The 23,119-nt window shown below is 73.9% G+C and carries 19 protein-coding genes; 7 read left to right on the plus strand and 12 right to left on the minus strand.

Features of this window, described 5'->3' with window-relative positions; genetic code table 11:
- Positions 1-40 precede the first annotated feature (40 nt).
- Positions 41-841: an N-formylglutamate amidohydrolase gene (locus ACIQWR_RS26585; RefSeq protein WP_404014247.1), complete on the minus strand. Its 801-nt coding sequence runs from the start codon at positions 839-841 to the stop codon at positions 41-43.
- Positions 842-1,023: 182 nt separating this feature from the next.
- Between ACIQWR_RS26585 and ACIQWR_RS26590 the strand changes: the two genes are divergently transcribed.
- Entirely contained in the window at positions 1,024-2,493 is a 1,470-nt protein-coding gene (locus tag ACIQWR_RS26590; RefSeq protein WP_404014249.1) for an amidase, read from the plus strand.
- A gap of 64 nt (positions 2,494-2,557) precedes the next feature.
- Here ACIQWR_RS26590 and ACIQWR_RS26595 read toward each other — a convergent pair whose 3' ends face one another.
- Positions 2,558-3,673 carry an ABC transporter substrate-binding protein gene (locus ACIQWR_RS26595; protein ID WP_404014252.1) on the minus strand — a complete coding sequence of 372 codons (1,116 nt, stop codon included), beginning with the start codon at positions 3,671-3,673 and terminating at the stop codon, positions 2,558-2,560.
- Between the two features lie 65 nt (positions 3,674-3,738).
- Positions 3,739-4,176, minus strand: a complete 438-nt coding sequence (locus tag ACIQWR_RS26600) for a MarR family winged helix-turn-helix transcriptional regulator (RefSeq protein ID WP_404014255.1) — start codon at positions 4,174-4,176, stop codon at positions 3,739-3,741.
- A 145-nt stretch (positions 4,177-4,321) separates the two neighbouring features.
- Between ACIQWR_RS26600 and ACIQWR_RS26605 the strand changes: the two genes are divergently transcribed.
- The 3 genes from ACIQWR_RS26605 (at position 4,322) to ACIQWR_RS26615 (ending at position 8,597) form a co-directional block, all read left to right on the plus strand.
- The gene (locus tag ACIQWR_RS26605; protein WP_404014258.1) at positions 4,322-5,206 is read left to right on the plus strand and encodes an MBL fold metallo-hydrolase; all 885 of its coding nucleotides are present in this window, start codon (positions 4,322-4,324) and stop codon (positions 5,204-5,206) included.
- 139 nt (positions 5,207-5,345) lie between these two features.
- Positions 5,346-6,806 carry a rifampin monooxygenase gene (gene rox / locus ACIQWR_RS26610; RefSeq protein ID WP_404014261.1) on the plus strand — a complete coding sequence of 487 codons (1,461 nt, stop codon included), beginning with the start codon at positions 5,346-5,348 and terminating at the stop codon, positions 6,804-6,806.
- Between the two features lie 81 nt (positions 6,807-6,887).
- A complete protein-coding gene (locus ACIQWR_RS26615) occupies positions 6,888-8,597 on the plus strand; it encodes a protein kinase (protein ID WP_404014264.1) in 1,710 nt (569 codons plus the stop codon).
- Here ACIQWR_RS26615 and ACIQWR_RS26620 read toward each other — a convergent pair.
- From ACIQWR_RS26620 to ACIQWR_RS26640, 5 genes are all read right to left on the minus strand, one after another.
- A complete protein-coding gene (locus ACIQWR_RS26620) occupies positions 8,563-9,795 on the minus strand; it encodes a cation:proton antiporter (RefSeq protein WP_404014267.1) in 1,233 nt (410 codons plus the stop codon). The genes ACIQWR_RS26615 and ACIQWR_RS26620 overlap by 35 nt on opposite strands.
- Before the next feature lie 180 nt (positions 9,796-9,975).
- The gene (locus ACIQWR_RS26625) at positions 9,976-11,184 is read right to left on the minus strand and encodes an enoyl-[acyl-carrier-protein] reductase FabV (RefSeq protein WP_404014269.1); all 1,209 of its coding nucleotides are present in this window, start codon (positions 11,182-11,184) and stop codon (positions 9,976-9,978) included.
- Positions 11,185-11,373: 189 nt separating this feature from the next.
- On the minus strand, positions 11,374-12,468 hold the full coding sequence (locus ACIQWR_RS26630; protein WP_404014272.1) for a glutamate--cysteine ligase: 1,095 nt from the start codon (positions 12,466-12,468) through the stop codon (positions 11,374-11,376).
- A 112-nt stretch (positions 12,469-12,580) separates the two neighbouring features.
- Positions 12,581-12,784 (minus strand): cold-shock protein, encoded by a 204-nt coding sequence (locus tag ACIQWR_RS26635; protein WP_328929665.1) that lies wholly within the window; start codon positions 12,782-12,784, stop codon positions 12,581-12,583.
- A gap of 236 nt (positions 12,785-13,020) precedes the next feature.
- Positions 13,021-13,941, minus strand: coding sequence for an alpha/beta fold hydrolase (locus ACIQWR_RS26640; RefSeq protein WP_404014276.1), 921 nt, complete (start codon positions 13,939-13,941; stop codon positions 13,021-13,023).
- Between the two features lie 189 nt (positions 13,942-14,130).
- Here ACIQWR_RS26640 and ACIQWR_RS26645 point away from each other — a divergent pair, with 189 nt between their 5' ends.
- Positions 14,131-14,673, plus strand: a complete 543-nt coding sequence (locus ACIQWR_RS26645) for an EF-hand domain-containing protein (protein ID WP_404014279.1) — start codon at positions 14,131-14,133, stop codon at positions 14,671-14,673.
- Between the two features lie 148 nt (positions 14,674-14,821).
- Here the strand turns inward: ACIQWR_RS26645 and ACIQWR_RS26650 are convergent, their stop codons facing one another.
- Positions 14,822-15,316, minus strand: a complete 495-nt coding sequence (locus ACIQWR_RS26650) for a GNAT family N-acetyltransferase (protein WP_404014283.1) — start codon at positions 15,314-15,316, stop codon at positions 14,822-14,824.
- A gap of 142 nt (positions 15,317-15,458) precedes the next feature.
- Between ACIQWR_RS26650 and ACIQWR_RS26655 the strand changes: the two genes are divergently transcribed.
- Entirely contained in the window at positions 15,459-16,352 is an 894-nt protein-coding gene (locus tag ACIQWR_RS26655) for a hypothetical protein (RefSeq protein ID WP_404014286.1), read from the plus strand.
- Positions 16,353-16,443: 91 nt separating this feature from the next.
- On the opposite strand, the gene ACIQWR_RS26660 is transcribed toward ACIQWR_RS26655, so the two are convergent.
- Positions 16,444-17,181, minus strand: a complete 738-nt coding sequence (locus tag ACIQWR_RS26660; RefSeq protein ID WP_404014289.1) for a TetR/AcrR family transcriptional regulator — start codon at positions 17,179-17,181, stop codon at positions 16,444-16,446.
- Positions 17,182-17,308: 127 nt separating this feature from the next.
- On the opposite strand from ACIQWR_RS26660, the gene ACIQWR_RS26665 reads away from it, so the two are divergent.
- The gene (locus ACIQWR_RS26665) at positions 17,309-18,808 is read left to right on the plus strand and encodes an MFS transporter (RefSeq protein ID WP_404014292.1); all 1,500 of its coding nucleotides are present in this window, start codon (positions 17,309-17,311) and stop codon (positions 18,806-18,808) included.
- A gap of 25 nt (positions 18,809-18,833) precedes the next feature.
- Here the strand turns inward: ACIQWR_RS26665 and ACIQWR_RS26670 are convergent, their stop codons facing one another.
- Positions 18,834-22,262 (minus strand): molybdopterin-dependent oxidoreductase, encoded by a 3,429-nt coding sequence (locus tag ACIQWR_RS26670; protein WP_404014297.1) that lies wholly within the window; start codon positions 22,260-22,262, stop codon positions 18,834-18,836.
- 173 nt (positions 22,263-22,435) lie between these two features.
- A complete protein-coding gene (locus ACIQWR_RS26675) occupies positions 22,436-22,990 on the minus strand; it encodes a nuclear transport factor 2 family protein (RefSeq protein WP_404014300.1) in 555 nt (184 codons plus the stop codon).
- Between the last annotated feature and the right edge of the window lie 129 nt (positions 22,991-23,119).

Raw genomic sequence — 23,119 nt, forward strand, 5'->3', positions numbered from 1 at the left:
CCCGACCGGCTGTCGCGGCGTGCCCCCCGGGGCGCCGCCGTCACGGTCGCAGGGCGTCCACGAGGCGCGCCAGGGCCACCGCCAGCGCGCCGAGACCGGGACCGGCGGGGCCGCCCGGCTCGGCCATGTAGACGTCCCGCCGGATCTCCACCATCAGCGCCCCGACCCGGGCGTCCTCGCCGTAGTGCTCCAGCGGTACGTACGTGCCGGCGAAGGGGCTGTCGAGTCCCGTGCCGCCGAAGCCCGCGAAGGCCTTCTCGGCCTCGGCGAGCAGCCCGGCCGGGGTGTGGAAGGGGTCCGTGCCCAGGCAGATCGGCGGTCGGCTCCCCGCGCCGTGGAGTTCGTAGGGGAGGGGCGCGCTCGGGTAGGAGTGCACGTCGATGATCACGGCCCGCCCGACGGCCTCCAGGCGGTCCCGCACGGCCCTCGTCATCGCCCGCGCGTACGGGTGGAAGTAGCGGTCGACCAACGGCGTCCCGTCGAACCCGTCCGGGCGCAGGGCCTCCCGGTGGGTGGTCCGCGTGTACACCGCGCCCATGCCCACGGACAGCATCTCCTCGCGCTCGTCGGGGAAGCGCTCGGGGTCGACGACCAGACGGGACAGGCCGTTGACGAACCGCCACGGGGTGAGGCCGCAGAGGGCCGCCGCGGCCGCGGCGATCTCGGCGGTGTGGGAATCGGTGATGTGGTCCAACTCCCGCTCCAGCGCGCCGTCCTCCAGCACGATGTCGGCGCGGACGGGGCCGGGCACGACCCGCGAGGAGTGCGGCACGTGCAGCACGACCGGCGAGGCGGCGGCGCCGGGGAGGAGCTGGAAGGGGGCGTCGGGCGTGTGCTGCATGCGGGGTTCCTCGGCGGGAGGCGGCGTATTCGGGCAGGTCGGCTGGCATGGTAACGCCCGCCCCTGGCAGCGCTCCTGACCGCGCCCCTGCCACCCGCGCCGTGGACGGTGCTTGACGTGCGCGCGGCGGGGCACCAGCCTTACCCGGAGTTACTCGTAGGTAGGGGAAAGGGGTGGCGGCCATGGGCGTGGGCTCGAACGGCGCGCTGGGCGGGGAGCGGGGCGGGGACCCGGACCGGCAACAGGACCGGGAGGACGCCGAGTTGATGTTCCAGGGGGTCGAGCGCCAGGCCGAGCTGGTGCGCACCGGCAAGGTCACCTCCCGGGCCCTCGTCGAAGCGTCGCTGCGCCGCATCGCGCGGCACGGCCCCGCCCTCGGCGCCTTCCGCGTCGTCCTCGCCGAGCGGGCCCTGGCCGAGGCGGACGCCCGCGACGCGCGGCCCGGGGACGGCCCGCTCCACGGCGTACCCGTCGCCGTCAAGGACGAGTTGGACGTCGCCGGGCAGGTCACCGGCTTCGGTGGCGCCGCCAACCGCACGCCCGTCGCAGCCGATTGCGAGGCCGTGCGCCGCCTGCGCGCCGCCGGAGCCGTCGTGATCGGCAAGACGACGATGCCCGAGTTCGGCCAGTGGCCCTTCACCGAATCCGCCGCCCACGGGCACGCCCGCAACCCCTGGGACACCACCCGCACCCCCGGCGGATCCAGTGGCGGCAGCGCCGCGGCCGTCGCGGCCGGGCTCGTCGGGGCGGCCCTCGGCGGTGACGGCGGCGGGTCCATCCGCATCCCGGCCGCCTGCTGCGGGCTGTTCGGCCTCAAACCGCAGCGCGGCCGGGTCTCCACCGCTCCGCACCCGCACCTCTGGTACGCCCTCGGTACGGTGGGCCCGCTGACCCGCACCGTGCGCGACACCGCCCTGCTCTACGACGTGCTCGCCGGCGCGACCCCCACCGACCGCTGGAGCGCCCGGCCCGCCGCCACCGACTGGCTGCGGGAGCTGGACACCGCGCCCGGCCGGCTGCGCATCGGCTACAGCGCCACGCCCGCCGTGCCCGGTGTGCGACCGGATCCGGAACACGTCGCGGCCCTGCTGGAGACCGTACGGGCGCTGCGCGAGCTGGGGCACGACGTACGGGAGGTGCGCCCCCGCTACCCGGACGCGACGGCCGCGTTCGTCGCCCAGTTCTGCGGCGGCGTACGGGCGGAGGCCGCCGCCGTCGAGCGGCCGGAGCTGCTGGAGCGGCGCACCCGGCACGTCCTGGCCCTCGCCCGGGCGGTCCCGGAGTCCGCCGTGGAGCGCGGGATCCTGGCGGGCGAGCGGCTGGCGGCCCGCGCCGACCGGATGTTCACCACCATGGACCTGCTGCTGACCCCGACCATCGCCGGGCGCCCGCGCCCGGTGGGCGCGCTGGACGGGGCGGGGCTGCTGACGGCGCTCGTCCGGGCGCGCCCGATGATCGCCTACACGGCGCTGTGGAACGTCACCGGTCACCCGGCCGCCTCCCTGCCGGCGGGCCGCGGCGCGGACGGACTGCCGCTCGCCGTGCAGTTGGTGGGCCGGCGCGACGACGAGGTGAGCGTGCTGCGGGTCGCGGCGCAGTTGGAGGCGGCCCGCCCGTGGGCGCAAGGGCGCCCGGAGCTGCCGCTCGCGTGACCGGCGTCCCGGGTATACCGGCCGCGCCCGACGCACCGGTCCGGGGCCCGCGTAGGCCGCCCGCTCAGCCGGTGTGCAGGATGCGGAAGCGGTCGGGCTCCGCCGGATCCCGGTCGACGACCTGGATCGGCGGGCCGTCCCACTGCCAGACGCCGATGCCCGGCAGCCGGGAGAAGCCGATCTTCCCGCGGGTGCCCTCCACCGCCACGTGCGGCCAGGACCCGGCGGTGCGCGCCCGGTCCGTGCCGTGGGAGCGCAGCACGTCGGCGAGGACGGTGATCGTGTCGTAGCCCTCGAAGGCGACGAAGGAGGGCGCTTCGCCCAGCCGCTCGCGCAGGGCCCGCTCGACCCGCGCCCCGAGCGGGCCGAGGCGCTCGGGCAGGTAGCGCAGGAACGGGACCGCGGCGCCGTCGTCGCCCAGGTGCGCCGCCCAGCCCGCGAACTCCGGCTGCCCGGCCGGGGCGCCGATCAGGACCTCGCCGAGTCGCGCGTCCCGGCGGACGGCCCGGACGATCGCCGTGGCCGGATCCGGCATTCCGACCAGCAACAGGAGGGCCGTGGCCCGCTCGGCGGCGAGTGCGTCGCACACCGCCGCGGGGGTGAGCGCACCCGCGTCCAGCTCGACGACGGCGCCGCCGCGGGGCGCGAGGTGCTCCCGCAGGATGCGGAGGCCAGAGGCCCAGTAGACGCTCGGCTGGGGCGCCACGGCGATGCGCCGGTGTCCCGCGCCGAGGAGGAAGTCCGCGTAGAGCCGCCAGCCGCGGGACTGCGGCGGGGCGAGGCGCGCGACCTGGTCCGTCGGCCCTTCGGTGAGCGCGTCGAGCACCGCCGACGAGCACAGGAACGGCAGGCCGAGGGCGTCCGCCCGGGCGGCGGCGGCGCGGGCGACGACGCTGTGGTACTCCCCCGCCACGGCGGCCACGCCCAGGGCGGCGAGCTCGTCCACGGCCGCCACGGCCCGCTGGGGATCGGCCGCGGTGTCCCGGACCACCAGTTCAAGGGGCCTGCCCCCGATCCCGCCCCCGTCGTTCGCTTCGCGGACGCCCAGCTCCAGTCCGGCGAGGAGGTGGTGGCCCGCCTCGACCCAGCCGGGCCGGGTCAGCGGCGCGAGCGCGCCGATCCTGACGGGCGACGACCCGTCGGCCGACCCCGCTCCGCGTCGCGATGCCGTTGCGTTCATGCCTGGACTTCCCCCGTCTGCCGTTCCCGTTGTTCCGTGCCGTGATCGCTGCGCCGGGCCCCTCGCTACGGCCTGCCCTCGCCGGTGACGACCTGCTCCAGCAGGCCGTGGAGGACCCGCTGCTGCTGCGGGTCCAGCCCGGCGAGCGGGGAGTCCACGGCGAGGAGTTCCTGCAGCCGGGCCCGCAGGGCGGTGCCCGAGGCCGTGAGCACGAGGTGCTTGGCCCGGCGGTCGGTGGGGTGCGGGTGGCGCTCGATCAGGTCCTGCTTTTCGAGCTTGTCGACGACGAAGGTGGTGTTGGACGGCTCGCAGCACATGCGCTCGGCCAGCTCCCGCATGGTCATCGGCCCGCTCATCTCCCGCAGCGCGGCCGCCTGGGACGCGGTCAGGCCCAGGGTGCCCGCACACGCCCGCACGTGCTCGGCGATCCGCTGCGCCAGTCCGTTCACCAGGCCGCACAACTGACGCTCGGCGCTGGCCTCGGGTTCGCGGGACGTCGTCATGCCACCACCTTAGCAAGTCCATCAAGACAACATAATTACAGCTTGAATGATTCAAACTTGATGCTTATGGTTACGCCGTCGCCCCGGACCACGGGGCGACCGACCCCACCACCCGGACCACCGGGCGACCGCCAGGAGAGACTTCATGACCGAGACGACCGCGGTACGAGCCGGCCGACTGAATCGACCGTCGCGCATCCGTTCCCTCCAGCTGGGGGACACGAAGGTGTCGTACGTGCCGGACGGCGCCGTACGGGTGCGGCCGCTCGAACTGCTCGGGGACACCACGGCCGAGGTGTGGGACGCGCACCCCGAGTACCTGGACGCCACGGGCCACCTCGTCGGGAGCGTCGGCGCCCTGCTCGTGGAGCACGGCGGTCGGGCGCTGCTCATCGACGCCGGCTTCGGCCCGCAGGAGCAGGAGGTGCCGGACGGCCCCATCGCCCGGATCCGGGGCGGCGAGCTCCTGGACCGGTTGGCCGAACTCGGCCGCGCTCCCTCGGACATCGAGGCCGTGGCCTTCACCCATCTGCACTCCGACCACCTCGGCTGGGCGTGCCACCGGGTCCCCGGCAGCGACCTGCCCGTCTTCACCGACGCCGCCTACCTGGTGTCCGGGCCGGAGTGGGCCGGGCGGGACCTCCTCGCCGACCAGGGCATGGCCGAGCAGGTCGCGGCACTCGCGCCGCGCGTGCGCACGGTCGAGGACGGCCAGGAGGTCTTCCCCGGCGTGCACGTGAGGATCGCCCCCGGGCACACGGTCGGGCACGCGGAGTACGTCATCACCGGCGGCGGACGGCGACTGATCGCCTTCGGCGACGCCCTGCACTCGCCGATCCAGATCGACCGCCCCGACTGGTCCTCGGCCTTCGACCACGACCCGGAGCGCACCGCCGACCACCGCCACCGCCTCGTCGCCGAGCTGGCGGAGCCCGACACGATCGGCTTCGGCGTGCACCTGGCGGACGTGGTCTTCGGACGGGTCCTGCGCGAAGGGGACGGTCCGGCCTGGCAGCCCGTGGACGCCTGAGCCCCGGGAACGACGAAGGACAAGGAGTTCAACTCCTCGCCCTCCCCAAGGTATAGCGCACCGGGGGGCTTGCGGCAAGGCCCCGCCCTCGTCGCAAAATGGCCGACCAAGGCCAGGACCTGCAGAAACGGGCATTGCGATGAGAGACGTGATCGTGGTCGGCGGCGGACCGACCGGCTTGATGCTGGCCGCCGAGTTGCGGCTGCACGGGGTGCGCGTGCTGGTGGTGGAGAAGCTGGCCGAGCCGACCGGGGAGTCGCGCGGGCAGGGCCTGCACGCGCGCAGCGTCGAGTTGATGGACCAACGCGGTCTGTTGGACCGCTTCCTGGCGGTCGGCGAGAAGTTCAGCGTCGGCGGATTGTTCGGCGGCGTCGTCAAGGCGTGGCCGGAGCGGCTGGACACGGCGCACCCGTACGGGATCAGAGTCCCGCAACCGGTCACCGAGCGGTTGCTCGACGAGCGGGCCCGCGAGCTCGGCACCGAGATCCGGCGCGGTTGCGAGGTCGTCGGGCTCGACCAGGACGAGGACGGGGTGTCCGTCGGGCTGGCGGACGGAACGCGGCTGCGCGCGCGCTACCTCGTCGGGTGCGACGGCGGGCGCAGCACGGTGCGCGCACTGCTCGGCGTCGGTTTCCCCGGGGTGCCCGCCACGGTCGAGACGCTGCTCGGTGACATGGAGGTGACCGCGGATCCGGCCACGATCAACGCCGTCGTCCAGGAGGTCCGCAGGACCCAGCTGCGGTTCGGCGTCTCCCCCAACGACGACGGGACGCACCGCGTCGTCGTGCCCGCCGACGGGGTGTCCGAGGACCGGACGGCCGCGCCGACCCTGGAGGACTTCCGGCATCGGCTGCGGGCGGTCGCGGGCACCGACTTCGGCGTGCGCGCGCCGCGTTGGCTGTCCCGCTTCGGCGACGCCACCCGGCAGGCCGAGCGGTACCGGGTCGGCCGGGTGCTGCTGGCCGGCGACGCGGCGCACGTCCACCCGCCGACCGGCGGGCAGGGGATGAACCTCGGCGTGCAGGACGCCTTCAACCTCGGCTGGAAGCTGGCCGCGGCGGTCGACGGGTGGGCCCCGGAGGGGCTGCTGGACAGCTATCACGAGGAACGGCACCCGGTGGCCGCCCGCGTCCTCGACAACACCCGTGCGCAGATGACCCTGTTGGGGAGCGACCCGGGTGCGACCGCGCTGCGCGGGCTGTTCTCCGCGCTGATGGACTTCGAGGAGGTGAACCGGTACGTGACGGGGATGATCACCGCGGTCGACGTCGCCTACGACCTCGGCGGGGGCCACGCACTCGTCGGCCGCCGGATGCGCGACGTGCCGCTGGAGCGCGGCCGCCTCTACGAGCTGATGCACGAGGGGCGCGGACTGCTGCTCGACCGGACCGGGCGGCTCTCGGTGGCCGGCTGGGCGGACCGCGTCGACCACGTCGTCGACCACGGCCTCGACCTCGACGGGGAAGGAGGTGCGCCCGCGGTCCTGCTGCGGCCGGACGGCCATGTGGCGTGGGTGGGCGACGACCAGCGGGACCTGCTGGACCACCTGCCCAGGTGGTTCGGAGCCGCGGCCGGCGGGCCCGGCGACAGCGCCGGGTGAGGTGGCGCCGTAGCGTCTACTCTTGTCCGCGGCAGAGGGCGGCAGGGGCCGGTCGACGAGCGGTTGTGAACGGGGCGTGCGGTGCCGACGGGGGAAGCGAACGACAACGAACTGGTCGGCAGGCTGCTGGGAGGCCGGTACCGGGTGACCGCGGTGGTCGGCCGCGGCGGCATGGGCGTGGTCGCCCGCGCACTGGACGAACTGCTGGGCCGTGAGGTCGCCGTCAAGATCCTGCGGGCCTACACCGACGCCAGCGGACCGGAGCTGGCCGACCTGCGGACCAGGATGCAGCGGGAGGCGCGGGCCGCGGCCCGGATCCGGCACGGCGGCGTGGTCACCGTGCACGACGTCACGCAGGACCAGGGACTGCCGGTCATCGTGATGGAACTCGTCGACGGCCCGTCCCTCGACGACGTGCTCTGCGAGCGCGGCCCGCTGGATCCGCGCGAGGCGGCGGCGATCGGGGCCGAGCTGATGCGGGCCCTCGACGCCGCGCACCGGGCGGGCGTCCTGCACCGGGACGTGAAGCCGGGGAACGTGCTGCTGGAGCGCGGCGGCCGGGTGGTGCTCACGGACTTCGGCATCGCCACGATGGACACCACCGACGACGAGGCCGCGTCCAAGCTGACCCGCAGCGGCCAGATCATCGGCTCCCTCGACTACCTGCCGCCGGAGCGCGCCCAGGGTCAGGAGCCCGGACCCCCGGCGGACATCTGGTCGCTGGGCATGACCCTGTACGCGGCGGTGGAGGGCACCGTCGCCTTCCGCCGCACCTCCGCGTGGTCGACGCTCTCGGCGATCGTCAGCGAACCGCTCCCCGAGCCCCGGCGGGCGGGGCCGCTGATGCCGGTGCTGCGGGCACTGATGGCGAAGGACCCGGCGCAGCGGCCGACCGCCGCCCAGGCCGGCGCGATGCTCGACCAGGTGGCGGCGGGCCGGCCGGCGCACCCCCTGCCCGCCGCCCCGAACCCGCCCGCCGCCGTGCCCCCGCCCGTCGGCGCGCCGGCTCCCACCACGGGCTCCTTCGGTCCGCCGCCGGTGCTCGCCGAGCCGCACCCCCAGCCGTACGCGCCCCCGCACCCCGGGCCGACATACGCGCGGCCCGCGTACGCACACCCGTCACTGCCGCAGCCCTCGTACGCACAGCCTTCGTACGCACAGGCCCCGGACGCCGGGCACCCGGCGCCCGGCGTGCCGCCGACCGGTACGCGGCACACCCCCGCGGACACCGCGCGGGCCCGGCGCCGCACCCGTACCGTGACGGTCTTCGCGGCCGTCGCCGTGCTCGGCGCCGGCGGCGTGGCCTACGCCCTGTCTGCGGGACAGGGCGGCGGGCGCGGTGGCGGGCGGGCGGCAGGGGGCGCCGGCCCCTCCACGATCGGCCGGCCGGATGCGGGCACGGCGACGGACGGCGCGGCCACCCCGAGCGCCTCCCCCACCCGCAGCACGAAGAAGAAGCCCTCGGCCAGCGCCTCCCCGCGCCGCACCCCGTCCTCGGCGACGACCAAACCCGGCTCGGCGTCCACCAGTTGCAGCGGATGGAGCCACAAGGACCCGAGCCCGGGAAGCTACGGCTACACGGCCGGCGACGTCCACCTCGAAACGGGCCCGTACGAGCGGTGCCCCGACGCCTCCACCACCAAGAGCGGCACCAAGCTCCGCTACTACTGCTACGTGGTGAACGCGGACGGCGACAAGTGGACGTACGTCCGGGTGGACGGCTCGACCGGCGCGGGCTGGATGTCCAATGCCGACCTCACGCGCCAGAAGGGCCCTTCGTCCCCCTGCTGACGGCCCGGCTCCCGGCCGCCCCGCGGGCGAAGGCGAGCGCGATCGGGCGGACGGACAGTCCGTGCAGGAGCACGCTCAGCAGGACGGTCGCGCACATCAGGGTGACGACGAAGTCGGCTTCCTCGGGCGGCAGTTGTCCGGCCGCCAGGGTGGCGAACACGATCGAGGTCACACCCCGGGACCCGAACCAGCCGACGGCCGCGCGCTCGGGCACCGTCAGCACGGTGGCGGTCAGGGACAGCATGACGGGCAGGAACCGGACCACGGTGAGGGCCAGCAGGGCGTAGCCGAGCTCGGCCAGGCCGATCCCGTCGGCGAACTGGTCGATCGTCAGGCCGCCGAGGACGAACCAGACCGCGAAGGCGAGCACCTGCCCGACGTGGTGGACGAGGGAGAGGTTGGCGTGGCCGAGCGCGCGGGCGGCCGGGGCGTAGCAGACGCCGGAGACGAAGGCCGCGACGAATCCGTTGCCGTGGGCGAGCACGGCCGCCGTGTAGACGAGGAAGGGGACCGCCAGCGTGGCCAGCCGCAGGCTCTCCGGGGTCGCCCACTGTGCCGCGAGGGCGCGCCTGACCAGCCAGGCGGCCCCCGCTCCCAACAGGGCGCCGACCAGGACGGCCGTCACGGACTCGCGCACCACCCGCCACACGAGCGCCCCCACACCGCTGTTGCCGGCCGCGGTGACGTGGGCGACGGCGAAGACGAACAGGGGCGAGATCAGCCCGTCGTTCAGACCGCCCTCCACATTGAGGGCGGCGCGGACCCGCAGGGGTACGCGTTCGTCGGCGAGCAGCGTCGAGATGGGCGCGAGGTCGATGGGCATCACCACCAGGGCGGTGACGAGCAGCAGCCACCACCCGGTGTCGGGGAACAGTGCGGCTCCCATGAGCGTGGCCGTGCCGATGGTGAGGGGCAGGGCGATCCCGAGCAGGCGCCACTCGCCCGCCGTGGTCTTCAGCCGGTGGTATTCGGTGGATTCGCAGGCGTCCAGGAACAGCAGCAGGGCGAGGACCACCTCGACGCCCCGTTGGAAGCCGTGTTGGCTCAGGTTCTCCTGGACCCACGGGGCCTCGCCGCTGTTGAGGAACGCGCCCGCGAGCGCGAAGGCGAGGGGAGCCGTCACGCTCCACCGGGCGAGCCGTTCCGCGGTCACGGACCACGCGAACAACAGGCACGCCACGATGAGGAACGCCGCCATGAACCCTCGCACGGGAGAAGACCGGCGGACCTGCGGGCCCGCCCGTGAGCCGGACCGGCTCACGATGGCCCGTCCCGGGCCGCGGCCCACCACGGCACCGGCCCGATTGACCCGTTTGGCCGCCGGCGACCACCCGGACGAGCCCCACCGGCCCGCTCCCGCTCGGCGTGACGGGCCCGCTCAGCCGGTCTTGCGCGCCGCGGGCACGGGCCAGCTCACGGTGGTCTGGTCGGGGCGGTCGTAGTCCACGCCGTCGAGGCCCCATCCGTACAGCTCGCGCAGCTGGGCCATGAACCAGGCGGCGCCTTCGGGCGAGCGCGCCAATCCGGCGTGCGGGTCGGCCCACAGCTCCCGGACCAGGTCCTGGACCTTCGGGTCGAGCTCCCAGCCGTCGAGCCGGATGCGGCCCTGCTCGTCGGTGACGAGTGCCGTGGTGCCGGTGAGCTGGTCCCACAGGTCCTCCGCCTGCTGGGCGGTGGTGCGGAAGCCGTCGCCGAGGACGGTGTGGAGGAAGGCGGTGTACAGGGCGATGGACGGGATGGCGCTGGAGGCCTGGGTGACGGCGGCGCCCGCGACCACGGTGAAGGCGCGCTGCGCGCCCGCCAGGACGCTCTCGTTCAGCTCGCCGGCGGTGTTCTCCAGGTGCTGCTTCGCGGCGCCGATGGTGCCCTGGCGGTAGACCGGGGCGGTCAGTTCGGAGCCGATGTAGGTGAGCGCGGCGGTGGTGAAGCGCTCGGCCAGCAGCGCACGCGCGGCGAGCGCGCGGACCCACAGCTGCCAGTCGGCGCCGCCCATGACCTGCACGGTGTCGTGCGCTTCCGCTTCGGTGGCCGGCTCCAGGCGGATGCTGGTGACCGCGGGGGCGGCCTGGGAGAAGTCGAGCGCGGGGGCCTGGTAGGGCTGCCCCAGCGGCTTGATCGCCGAGTGGTGGACGGTGCCGGTGGCCGGGTCGGTGCGGCGGGGCGCGGCAAGGCTGTAGATCAGGTGGTCGACCTGCCCGAACCGTTCCTCGACCAGGTCGAGGACCTCGGCCTTGCCCGCGTCGGAGAAGGCGTCGGTGTTGACGAAGAGGAAGTCGTTGCCGGCCTCTTCGACGAGGCGGGCGGCGGCCGCCGTGCGGTACCAACCGGCGGTGGCGGTGCGGCGCTCGGTCTCGGCGCCTTCGTAGGCGACGCCGACGCCCCGGATCCCGTGCTGGCGCAGACCGGTGAGGAGGGTGGCCAGGCCGTATCCGGCGCTGTGGCCCAGCAGGAGCACCACGGGGCTGCTGCCGTCGCTGCGGGCCGGGATCCGCTCCCACATCCGCTCGACGGTCTCGGCGGAGCCGGTGGGGTGGGAGTTGACGATCAGGAAGCCGCGTTGTTTCGGGTCGATCTGCCGGAGGCTCAAGGGGTGGGGTCCGTTCCGCTGGTGCCGAGTGGGTGTGCGAGTTCGAGGTGCCCTCCTCGGGAGCGTATCGGCGGCGCGGGACGGTCACGCGTACAAGCAGGCTACGGAGAATCGGCCCCCGCGTTGTGGGGTCCGGCATTGAGCATGCCGCGCGCGTATGAACGATCTTGATCAACGGAGCGTGGGCCCCTAGGTTCCGGCCCCCGCCGCGGTGATCAGGTCGACGAGGCCCGGTAGGCCGGTTTCGGCCAGGGCCCGGCGCTGCCGGTCGGCGGGGGTGCCTTCGCGCAGGAGGCGGTGGACGAGGGCGCTCACCTGGCGGAGGTCGCCCGCGGCCTCCAGCGCCGGGGTGATGTGGCGCAGCAGCGAGCACAACGTGTCGCCGCTGCTGTGCGGACGCCCGTCCCGGTCCGTCAGCGTGCCGTTCAGCCCGTAGCGGGCCGCGTGCCAGGTGCCCGCCTGCAGCAGCTCCGGATCCAGCGTCGCCGACGGGGCGCCGGCCTCCTCCTCGGCGATCGCCGTCGCGACCAGGGCGCGGACGATCCCGGCGAGCATGACCGCGTCGTCGGCCCGCAGTTGGACGTCCAGGCAGCGCACCTCGACGGTGGGGTAGCGGTCGGACAGCCGGGCCTGCCAGTACACCTGGCCCCGGTCGGCGATGACCCCGGCGGCCACCAGCGCCTCCAGGCGCCGTTCGTAGTCGGCGGCGTCGGCGAAGGCGGGCGGCGGACCGCTGACGGGCCAGCGGCCGAAGACGATGGTGCGCCAGCTCGCGAACCCGGTGTCCCGGCCCTCCCACACGGGCGAGTTGGCGGACATGGCCAGGAGCGTCGGCAGCCAGCCGCGGATCCGGTTCAGCACCGCGACGCCCGTCGGCCGATCGGGAACCGCCACGTGGACGTGCATCCCGCAGATGAGGTGCTCGTCGACCAGTTGCCGGGCCGCGCCCCCGATCCGCAGGTAGCGCGGCGTCTGCGTCACGGGTACGGGCAGGGGGCCCCGCAGCGGCGCGGCGCCCGTGGCCGCGATCCGGCAGCCGCTGTCCTCGGCGGCCGAGGCCACGGCGTGCCGCAGGCGCAGCAGGTGTCCCCCGACCTCCGCCAGGCTCGTGCACACGGCGGTGGCCACCTCGACCTGGGCCTGGAGCAGCTCGTCCTGCACCTCGTCGGGGTCCGCGACCGCGCCGAGGCCGGCGGCCCGGCGGACCTCCTCGCCCAGCGGTGCGGGCAGCCCCGTAGCGGGGTCCAGGAGGACGTACTCCTCTTCGACGCCGACGGTGATCACCTGACGCGGCTACCCAGGATGCACCGTGATCATTCCTACGGGAGGTCGCCGCACAGCACTCCGCCCGCCCCGGGGTCCGTGACTCCGGGGCGGGCGGACGGTTCTGCGCAGATCAGGCGGCGGTGATGTTCTCCGCCTGCGGGCCCTTCTGGCCCTGCGTGATGTCGAAGGTCACGGCCTGGCCCTCCTGCAGCTCACGGTAGCCCGTGGAGTTGATGTTGGAGTAGTGCGCGAAGACGTCGGGGCCGCCGCCGTCCTGCGCGATGAAGCCGAAGCCCTTTTCGGAGTTGAACCACTTCACGGTTCCGCTGGCCATGATGATGCCTCTCAGTCGATGTCGGATCCGCACCGCGCGGACCCGGAGGTGATCGCCCTGGTCCGGCACTGCACAGCAAAACGCCCACGCCAGGGCGCGGGCAGGAACTGCGAACCACGACAGCTGGAACAGAAGCTACACGGCGAATGCGCCCGTCACCAGAGAGCTACGATCACCGCTTGCAGACGATTCTCGGCGGGGGGACCGCGCGGGTCCACGTCGCGGTCGCGACTGTGTCAGTTCCCCGGCCCGCGCGGCGCCCGTACGGCGCCGGCCTCGGCGCGGTGGACGTGGTCGGCGATCAGGCCGGCGACCTCGGGCCACAGCTCCCGCGGCAGGTGGTGGGCCATCTCCTCCAGCACCACGAGTTCGGCCCCCGCGACGGCGGCGGCCGTGGCCCGACCACCGCTGACGTCGCACACGAGGTCGCGGGCGCCGTGCACCACGAGGGTGGGCACGCGCAGGGACCGCAGCCGCGCGGTCCGGTCGCCCGTGGCCACGACCGCGAGGCCCTGGCGCTGCATGCCGAGCGCGTCGTAACCGCGGTCGAAGACCCGTCCGGCCCGCTCGGCCGCGGCGGCCCCGTCGAACGGGAGGGTGGGCGACCCGGCGAGGCGCAGCGCCCGCACCTGCCACCGCACGAACCCCTCCCGGTCCCGCGGCGGCCCGCCCAGCCCGGCGAAGAGCGAGAAATCGGCCTCCCCCACACCCGGTTCCCCGGTCGTGGTCATCATCGAGGTCAGTGACCGCACCCGGTCCGGATGCTCGATCGCGACCATCTGGGCGATCATCCCGCCCATGGAGGATCCGACGAGGTGCGCATCGGTCAGCGCGAGCGCGTCGAGCAGGCCGACGGTGTCGGCCGCCAGGTCGGAGAGCGTGTAGGACGCCGTCGAGAGGTCACCCGCCAGGGCCGCCGGGAAGTCCGGCACGGGCGCGTCCGGGAAGTGCGTCGACCGGCCGCTGTCCCGGGTGTCGAACCGGATCACCTGGAGGCCGCGATCGACCAACTCCCGACAGAACCCTTCCGGCCAGTTGATCATCTGGGCTCCCGCTCCCATGATCAGGACGGCGGGCGGCGCGCCGGGGGCGCCGAAGCGTTCGTAGGCGATGTCGATGCCGGCCGGGCCGACGTCGCGCGCTGTGCGTTCCGACATGACCGGCACGGTATCGCGCGCCCGCGGCGCCCGTCGGCACCCCGCCGCCCCGCGGGTGACCCTTCGCATGCATGTGCCGGTGGGAACGCGGGCGCACCCCGCCCTAGAGTGACGCGCTGCCCGCCGCCGCAGGGCGTGGTGGGGGCACGACGGGTTCACGATGCGTTTCGGCGACGAGGGAGGCCGCTCATGGCCAGTGCGTTTCAGGAGCGCAAGCTCCGGGGGATGTTCGCGGCGTTCGACGCGGACGGGGACGGCTACTTGCGCGAGGAGGACTTCAGGGCGCTCGTCGCCCGGTGGAGCCTGCTCCCGCGCGTGGGGGCCGGTACGGGGCTGCGCGCGCAGGTGGAGGCCCTGCTGATGGGGTGGTGGGCGGCGCTGCTGGAGGCCGGGGACGCGAACGGCGACGGCGCGGTCGACATGGCCGAGCTGCTGTCCCTCGTGGACCGGTTGCCCGCCATGGTGGCCGACGTCACCGCGACGGCGCACACGGTCTTCGACGCGGTGGACACGAACGGCGACGGCCGCATCTCCCCCGAGGAGCACCACCGGCTCGTCGAGACGTGGAACGGCCGCCCCGTCGACGTGGCGGGCGTCTTCGAGCGGCTCGACCTGAACGGCGACGGGCACCTCGACCGCACGGAGTTCGCCACGCTGTGGCAGCAGTTCTGGATCAGTGACGATCCGACGGAGCCGGGCAACTGGCTGTGCGGACGGATCCCCGAACAGTGAGGCGTTGCCGCCGACACCTCGGCAACTCCCTTTTCCAGAACGAGACTTCGCACCCTTCCGCCTGAGCGGGCCGTGCGCCCCACGACGGACAGCGGCGAAGGGCGCCCAGGGGGACCCGACCGGCCGATGCCACCGGTCGGGTCCCGTCTCAGCCGTCCTGCTCCTCGACCTTGAAGGTGTGGAACCCGCGACGGTGGTAGTTGGGCAACGCGTTCGCGTGGTCCGCGGAGGAGGTGTGCAACCACACCCTGCGCACCCCCGGGACCACGTCCCACCCCTGCCGGATCGCGAGCGTCAGCGCATGACCGCCGAGACCCTGGCCGGTGAATTCCGGCAGCAACCCGAACGTCCTGATCTCCACGTCGCCGCCCGGGTGGACGTCGTAACAGACCGCGCCGGCCGGCTCGTCCGCCAAGGTCAGCAGCCAACACGTGCGCTCCGGATGCTCGACGAACCACGCCCGCCACTCCTGCGGGCCGCGCCGGGCGCTGCGCCAGTGGTACGGCGCTCCGATCCTGGCCATCACGTCGGAGACCGGCGACAGGTCCCCCACGACGGCGACCAGGGCCATGCCCGGGACCAGCGCACCGGGAACGAGGCGGCTCCGGTCGGTCATCTCGACGTACGTCACGGTCTTCTTCACCCGAGGCAGGCTACGTTCCCCGCACACATGCGTGCAGGCCGCCGGAGGAGTGCGACGAAGTTTACGGGGAAGGAACTGCGGGTGTCCGATGGCGCATAGCATCTGGCAGCAACACCGTGAGGTACGAGGAGAGTGAGCCGCAATGGCCGACGAGCCCGACAGCACGCCCATCCACAACGTGTACGCGCAGCGGTTCGCCGCAGATCTCGAAGTCAACCGCAAGGAACAGGAAACCATCACCGCGCAGCTCACGGATCTCGGGGCCCGCTTGGAGCAGTTGAAGTCCGACGAGGGCTGGCTCTCCGGCATGCAGGGCACACTGCCCGCGGCGCCGCCGGCACCTACACCCGTGACACCGGACGCCGACACCACGGTCGTCCCCCGGCCCCGGACGGCGAAGAAGGCCACCGCGGCCACCACGGCCAAGGCGGGCACCAAGACGGCACGTCCCAGGAAGACCGCGGCCAAGGCCCCCGCCCCGGCCCCGGTGGTGGCGGACACCGCCGCCGCGGAGACCACCGCGCCCGCGAAGGCCGCCACCCCGGCCAAGGCCGCCGCTCCGACCAAGGCCGCCACCCCGGCCAAGTCCACGGCGCGCAAGACCCCCGCGCGCAGGACCGCGGCGCCCGCGGCGAAGGCGAGCACCGAGAAGGCGGCGAAGGCGAGCACCGCGAAGGAGCCCGCGACGGCCGCGGCGACCGGCGCCACGGAGCCCCCGCGGCGCGAACTCGTCCTGGCCCTCCTCGTCAGCGCCGCGGAACCCCGCATGGTCAGCGAGGTCGCCGGCGAACTGGCGCAGGCACACCCCGAGCGCCCCGCCTCCACCCAGGTGGTGCGCAACACCTTGGAGCTCCTCGCCAAGAAGGGGCTCATCGAGAAGGAGAACAAGCAGGGTTCGGTCATGTACTCCGCGCCCCGGCCCGGGACACCGGAGCAGGCTCCCGCGGCGACCCCGGCAACCGGTGCGACCACCACGGCCGAGAAGACCGGCTCGACCGATGGGACCGCTGCCGCCCCCGCTCCCGTAGCGGTCTGATCCGGCGGCGCCCACCGCTCCCCGGCGACCTCCGCGGTCGTCCGGGGTGCGGGCGGCGCGGGGTCGCGGCCGTCCGGGGAGCGGTGGTGCGTTACGCGGCCGGCGGCAGCCGCAGCGCCAGGCCGTCGAGGACGACCTCCAACCCGTAGGCGAACTTGACCTCGCGGATCTCGGCGGGGTCGACGTCCTCGACCGGGGCGTAGGCCTCGGTGAGGTGCTCGTGGTCCGCCACCGCCACCCGCGCGGCGGGCATGAGGCGGGCGATGAATCCGGCTTCGGTCTCGCCCGAGCGCGCGACGGTGGTCAACCACGCCGCCTCGGTGGTGCTCATGCCGATGACGTAGCCCAGGACCGTGTCGATCGCACGGCTCGGCTCCGGGAATCCGGCGGCGGCGAAGAGCGCCGCCAACCGGTCGGAGAAGGACATGAGGTTCGGGCCCAGGTAGGCGAGGCCCGCCTGGCCGAGGACCGAGGCCAACCAAGGGTGGTCCAGGGCCGTACCGCGGAAGGACAGGGCCGCCTCGCTGACGGCCGTGCGCCAGTCCTCCCGCGCGCGCTGCGGTGACGGGACGAGGATCTCGGCGCAGACCTCGTCCACGGCCAGCTCCATCAACTCCTCCTTGGTCGCGACGTGCCGGTACAGGGAGGTCGCGCCCGCCTTCAGTCGGGCGCCGAGCTTGCGCATGCTGAGCGCGTCGATGCCCTCGGCGTCCAGCATGAGCACCGCCTCGCGGACGATCGCGGCCCGGTTCAGAGCGGGTTGCTGCACCTCGCGCTGCTCGCGGGCCCACACGGACGGGATCGCGTTCGCGTCGCTCTTGGCGGTCATGAGGACTCCTCTTCTGCGCACATCGTTCGCATCCAGCGTACACATCTCGATTCTTGCGCACACTGTTCCGCGATGCGTACAGTGTGCGCAACGAAGGAACAGTGTGCTCAGCCCGGAAGGACGTCCCATGGAAACCCGCAACCCACGTCGTTGGTGGATCCTCATCGTGCTCTGTCTCAGCACGCTGGTCCTGGTCGTCGACAGCATGGCCCTGACCGTCGCGGTGCCGTCGATGACCGCCGACCTCGGCGCGAGCGCCCAGGACGCCCAGTGGATACTCGACTCCTACATCCTGGTCCTCGCGGGGCTGTTGCTCACCGCCGGAAGCCTCGGCGACCGGTTCGGCCGTCGGAAGGTCATGGTCATCGGCCTCCTGCTCTTCGGGGTGGCGTCGCTGGCGGCGACCTACTGCACCACCCCCGGCGAAGTCATCGCCGCACGCACCGCGATGGGCGTCGGCGGCGCGCTGATCATGCCCTCGACCCTGTCGATCCTCATCACCGTCTTCGACGAGGAGGAACGCGGCAGGGCGATGGCCGCCTGGGGCGCGGTGTCCATGCTCGGCCTGGTCGGCAGCCCCGTGCTCGGCGGTGTCCTGATCGACCACTTCACGTGGCACTCGATCTTCTTCATCAACGTCCCGGTCGTCGTCCTGGCCGTCCTCGCGGCCTTCACCCTCATGCCCGAGTCCAAGGGACCGTGGCAGAAGCCCGATCCGCTGGGCGCGGTGCTGTCGGCGGCCGGCATGACCGCCCTGATCTGGTGGATCATCGAGATCCCGCAGCACGGCGCCTTCGACGGCCGCTCCGCCGTCACCCTGGGCGTCGCGGTCGTCGCCCTGGCCGGGTTCGTGGTCTGGGAGAACGTCACCCCCTCGCCGATGGTGCCGCTGGCGCTCTTCAAGCACCGCAACTTCAGCGGTGGTTCGCTCTCACTGACGCTGGTGCAGATCGGCAACGGCGGTCTGCTGCTGGTCCTCACCCAGTACCTGCAGTTCGTCCTCGGCTACTCGCCCGTCAAGGCCGGTCTCGCGTTCGTACCGCTCGCCATCGCCGCGCTCATCGGCAACGGCGCCGGGGCCGGGCTCGCTGCGAAGGTGGGCCACCGCCTCCTGGTGCTGACCGGCATGGTCGTCATGGCCGCCGCCTTCGGCCTGCTGGCCACCGTGTCGGCCACCACGGGCTTCACCGTCCCCGCCGTCGCCCTCGGCCTGCTCGGTCTCGGCGCGGGTCTGGCGATGCCCGCCGCGATCGGCGCCCTCATGGGGACCATCCCGCAGGACAAGGCGGGCGTCGGCTCCGCCCTCAACGACACCATCCAGCAGGCCGGTACGGCCCTCGGCATCGCCATCCTCGGTTCGCTCCTGACCAGCGGCTTCACCCGGCAGATGCCGGCGGACGCCCCCGAGGCGGCGAAGCACTCGATCGGCGGTGCGCTGGAGGTGGCCGGGGGCGACGGCGGCCTGGTCCGGGCGGCCCGGGACGCCTTCACCACCTCGATGTCGACCACCTTCACCATCAGTGCGATCGGCGTCCTCGCCGCTGCCGTCCTCGCCGCCGTCCTCATGCGGGACGTCCGACCGCAGCCCGCCGCGGCCCCCGCCGAGGAGGGCGTGCTCGTCGGCTGATCCACCGCCCGTGACGCACGGAGCCTCAGGCGTCCAGGGTCAGGTCGCTCGCGGGGACGGACTGACAGGTGAGGCAGTCGTCCTCGGGAAGGTCCTCGGACGGCGTGACGAGGTGGGTGACCGCGCCCTTGAGGACCGGGGTCACGCAGCTCTCGCACTGGCCCACCCGACAGCCGCTGGCCATCTTCACCCCGGCCCTCTCGCCGAGGGCCAGCAGCGTTCCGTCCTTCTTGGTCCAGGTGACGTCCTTGCCGGACCGGCCGAAGCGGACGGTGAAGGAGGCGTCGTCGGGGACGGTGACCTCGCGGACCGCGGGGCGGAACCTCTCGCTGAAGACCTCGAAGCGGGGCACGCCCCACCGCTTCAGCGCCCCGGTGAGGGCGTCCGTCATCGCGGCGGGACCACAGAGGTAGAAGCGGGCCCGCCCTTCGAGGAGCGCGGGGTCGATGTGGTCGGCCGTGATGTGGCCGGCGACCGTGTGGTCGGCGCCCGGGCGGTCCTGCGCGAGGGGCCGGGCGTAGTGCGTGACCACGCGCAACACCGGTATCGAAGCCTGGAGTTCGCGCAGCCGCGCGCGGTAGGGGTGGTCGGCGGAGTTGGCCACGCCGTAGTGGAGGACGACCTCGGGGACACTGCCGCCGGTGGCGGCGAGGGTTTCGAGGTAGCTCATGAAGGGCGTGATGCCGATGCCGCCGGCGAGGAGGACGACCGGGTGGCGGGTGTGGGTGGGGATCGCGAACACACCGGCGGGGGTGGCCAGGTGGAGCCGGTCCCCCACCTCCAGCTCCCGGTGGACGTAGCCGGAGAAGCTGCCGTCGGGGACGTGCCGGATGCCCAGGTGGTAGGCCGTACGGTCGGCCTGGAGCGCGGGGCCGGTGAGGGAGTACGAGCGCGCTCCGCGCTCCTGCGCGGCGGCCCCGGTGGCGTCCTCGGCGCGGACCGTGAGGTGCTGGCCCGGCCGGTAGTCGGGCAGGGCTCCGCCGTCGGCCGGGGCGAGTTCCAGGGTGCGTACGCCCTCCCCCTGCGCGCCGATCGCGGTGACGGTGAAGGGACGGGTACCGGACCAACTGGGGTCGCTGCCCGCGGGCAGCGGCCGGATCTCGCACACCGACGAGCGCAGGGGGACGCCACCGCTGAGGGGGTCGGTGACGGTGTGGTCGATGAGGCCGTTGATGTTGCTGCCCGTCGCGGCCAGCGGATCGGGGCCGGGGAGCGCGAGGTCGGGCGCAGCCTGCCACCAGCCGTACTCGGCGACGACGACCCCCGGGTGCAGGGACGCGTCGAAACGGGCCCGCAGGCGGATGCTGCCGCGTGCGGTGGCCAGTTCGACCCACTGGCCCTCCCCGATGCCGCGGGCCTCGGCGGCCCGCGGGCTCATGTCGACCATCGGCTCCGGGGAACGGCGGCGCAGCGAGGTGATCGAGCGCTGCTGACTGTGGACGAAGTAGCCGCTCTTCGCGCTGGTCAGGACGAGGGGGAAGGCCCGGCTGGTCGGCGCCGGGTCGACGTGTACGGGGACGGGCGGGTAGCCGTGGGCGGCGAGGCGCCCGGAGTACAGCTCGACCCTGCGGGTGGGGGTGTCGAAGCCCCGGACCGTGCCGTCCGGGCAGGGGCGCGCGTACCGGTGGTGGGTGGCGGGCTGCTCCACGCGGATGCCGCCGGGCCGGGCGCGCAGCTCCTCGGTGGTCAGGCCCAGCGGCTGGAGCTGGTGGTTCCAGGCGGCTTCGATGTCGCCGTCGAAGAACAGCTCGCCCAGGCCCAGGCGGCGGGCGAGGTCGAAGACGATCTCCAGGTCGGACCGGGACCCGCCCTGGGGCTCGACCATCCGCTGCCGCAACTGGACGTGCTCCTGCGCGCGTTGGTCGATGTCGAAGCCGAAGCGCAGGGCCTCGTGTTCCCAGGCGCTGTTGACCGGCAGGACGATGTCGGCGGTGCTGCTCGTGGGGGTGTGGAAGAGGTCGGCGTGGACCTGGAACTCCAGCTCCCGCAGCGCTTCGGCGGTCAGGTCGGAGCCGGGCTGGCTCATGACCAGGTTGGAGCCGAAGCCGATCACCGCACGGATCCGGTAGGGCTCGCCGGTCAGGATCGCGGTGCGCAGGTCGCCCGCGTTGATCCAGCCCGAGGCGGGCGGGCCGAGCGGGTGCTTGTCGATGCCGAGCGCCTTGGCGCGCTGCTCCGGGGCGAGCTGCCCGGGGTGGGTGGCCGGGGCGTACGGGGGGAAGGCGACCTGCCGGTTGCCACCGGGTGCGTCGAAGGAGCCGGTCAGGGCGAAGAGGGTGGCCAGGGCGCGCTCGATCTGGCTGGCGTTGGCGTGCTGCGCGACGCCCGTCCAGCCGTAGTACGCGACGGTGCCGGCCTCGATGATCATGTCGGCCAGCGCGCGCACCTCGCGCTCCGGGATCCAGGTGGTCCGGGCGACCCGGTCCAGCGGCCACTGGGCGCACGCGTCGGCGTACAGCTGGAAGGCGGGCACGCAGGTGACCGGCCCGTCGGTGGTCTCGATGCGGTGGTTGCCCCGGAGGGCGAAGCGCTCGGGGCGGTCGGCCGCGCGTGCGGTGTCGTAACCGGCGGGGGCGTCCGCCTCCTGGTCCCAGACGACGAAGCGGTCCGCTCCCGCCACCCCTTCCCCGACGCCTTGCGCGAAGCCTCCCGTGACGTCGGCGGCCCGCAGGAAGTCCTCCGTGTCGGCGCGGACCAGGAGCGGGGCGTTGGTCCAGCTCCGGACGAAGGCCTCGTCGTAGTCGCGCCCCTCGATGAGGAGGTTGGCCAGGCCGAGGGCGAGGGCGGCGTCGGCTCCGGGGCGCATCCGCAGCCAGGCGTCCGCCCGGAGGGTGCTGGTGGAGCGGCGCGGGTCGATGACGGCGAGCTTCGCCCCGGCGGCCGTGGCGGCGCCGAGGGCGGCGGACTGCGCCAGCCAGGTCTTGGCCGGGTTGAACCCCCACAGGACGACGAGGTCGGCGGCGGCGTAGTCGGGCGGCGGGAGCGGGGCGCCGAAGGTGAAGAGGTGCGCGCCGTCCCGGTACCAGTTGCAGATCTCGGTGCTGTAGACCGTGTTCGGGGACCCGAAGGAGCGGACCAGGCGCTCCAACCACTCGATGGAGTCCGAGATCGCCGACGCGCTCGGCGAGGCCACGGCGAAGGCGACCGCTTCCGGGCCGCTCTCGTCCGCGATCGTGCGCATCCTGGCGGCGATCTCCGCCATGGCCTCGTCCCAGCCGATCGGGACCCAGCCCGGGTCGGGGTCGGACTTCGGGCGGGTGCGGCGCAGCGGTGTCGTCAGCCGGCCGGTGGAGTGGGCGATCTCGGGGGCGGCCCGGCCCTTGGGGCACATGGCGGCGCCGGTGGGATGGTCGGGATCCGGGCGCACACCGGTGAGACGTCCGTTCTCGACGGTGTACAGCGCACCGCACTTCGACTTGCACAGGGTGCAGAAGCCCTGCTTCTCCTCGGTCATCCGACGCCCAACCCTTCGTCCACGGTGCTCCTCCCAGTGGACACCCCGCGAGGGGCCCGCGGGTGTTGCCGACGGTCACCGGGGACAGGGCCGAAGGTCCCGCGCCACCCCGACGGCGTGAACACGCGCGGGGGGGGGCGCGGCCGAGCCGCCCCGGGCCCCCCGCGCGCCGGTCAGTGGGTGGGGGCGGGCGGGGTCCAGTCGGCGGGGAGGCCGGACTGGGCGAGGACGGCGGCGAGGCTGTAGTGGTCCTCGTCCGAGGCGATCCGGCAGTGGTTCGCGTCGAGGTCGAGCAGGGTGGTCATCGGGACCGCGAAGGGCTTGGGGGCGCCCTTGAGCTGGCCGGAGTAGACGGCGTCGACGGTGATGCGGTCGCCCTTGCGGTGGGTGGCGCGCACGGTGACGTGGACGTTGGCGATGAGGCCGTCGGCGCGGGCCTTCCAGCCGGAGATCTCCCGCGGGCCGCGGAAGGTGACGCCCACGCCGAGGTCGACATAGGTGCCGTCGGCGGTGAACAGGGCGCCGAGCGCCTGCGGTTCGGTGCCGTTCCAGGCACGGGCCCAGTCGGCGACGATCCTCGGCGGGCGCCGGTCGCCGCCCGCGGCATGGACGGCCGGGGCGGTGACGGCGCAGAGGGCCGCGGCGGTGGCCAGTACCGTCGCGGCACGGGACGACCGGGAGGTGCGGGTGGCGGCGGAGGTCGCGGTCGTGGTGGGGGTCGAGGACATGGTGATGTTCCTTCACACGTGGCTGTTGCGCGGGCGGTTGCGGGTGCCGGCTCGGCTTCGCTCTGCCGTGTCGGCCGCACCGGTTCATGGACACAGCCTCGTGCCGGGAGGTGTCCACTTTCCACGCCG

This window comes from Streptomyces sp. NPDC098789 (assembly GCF_044759975.1).
GTDB lineage: Bacteria > Actinomycetota > Actinomycetes > Streptomycetales > Streptomycetaceae > Streptomyces.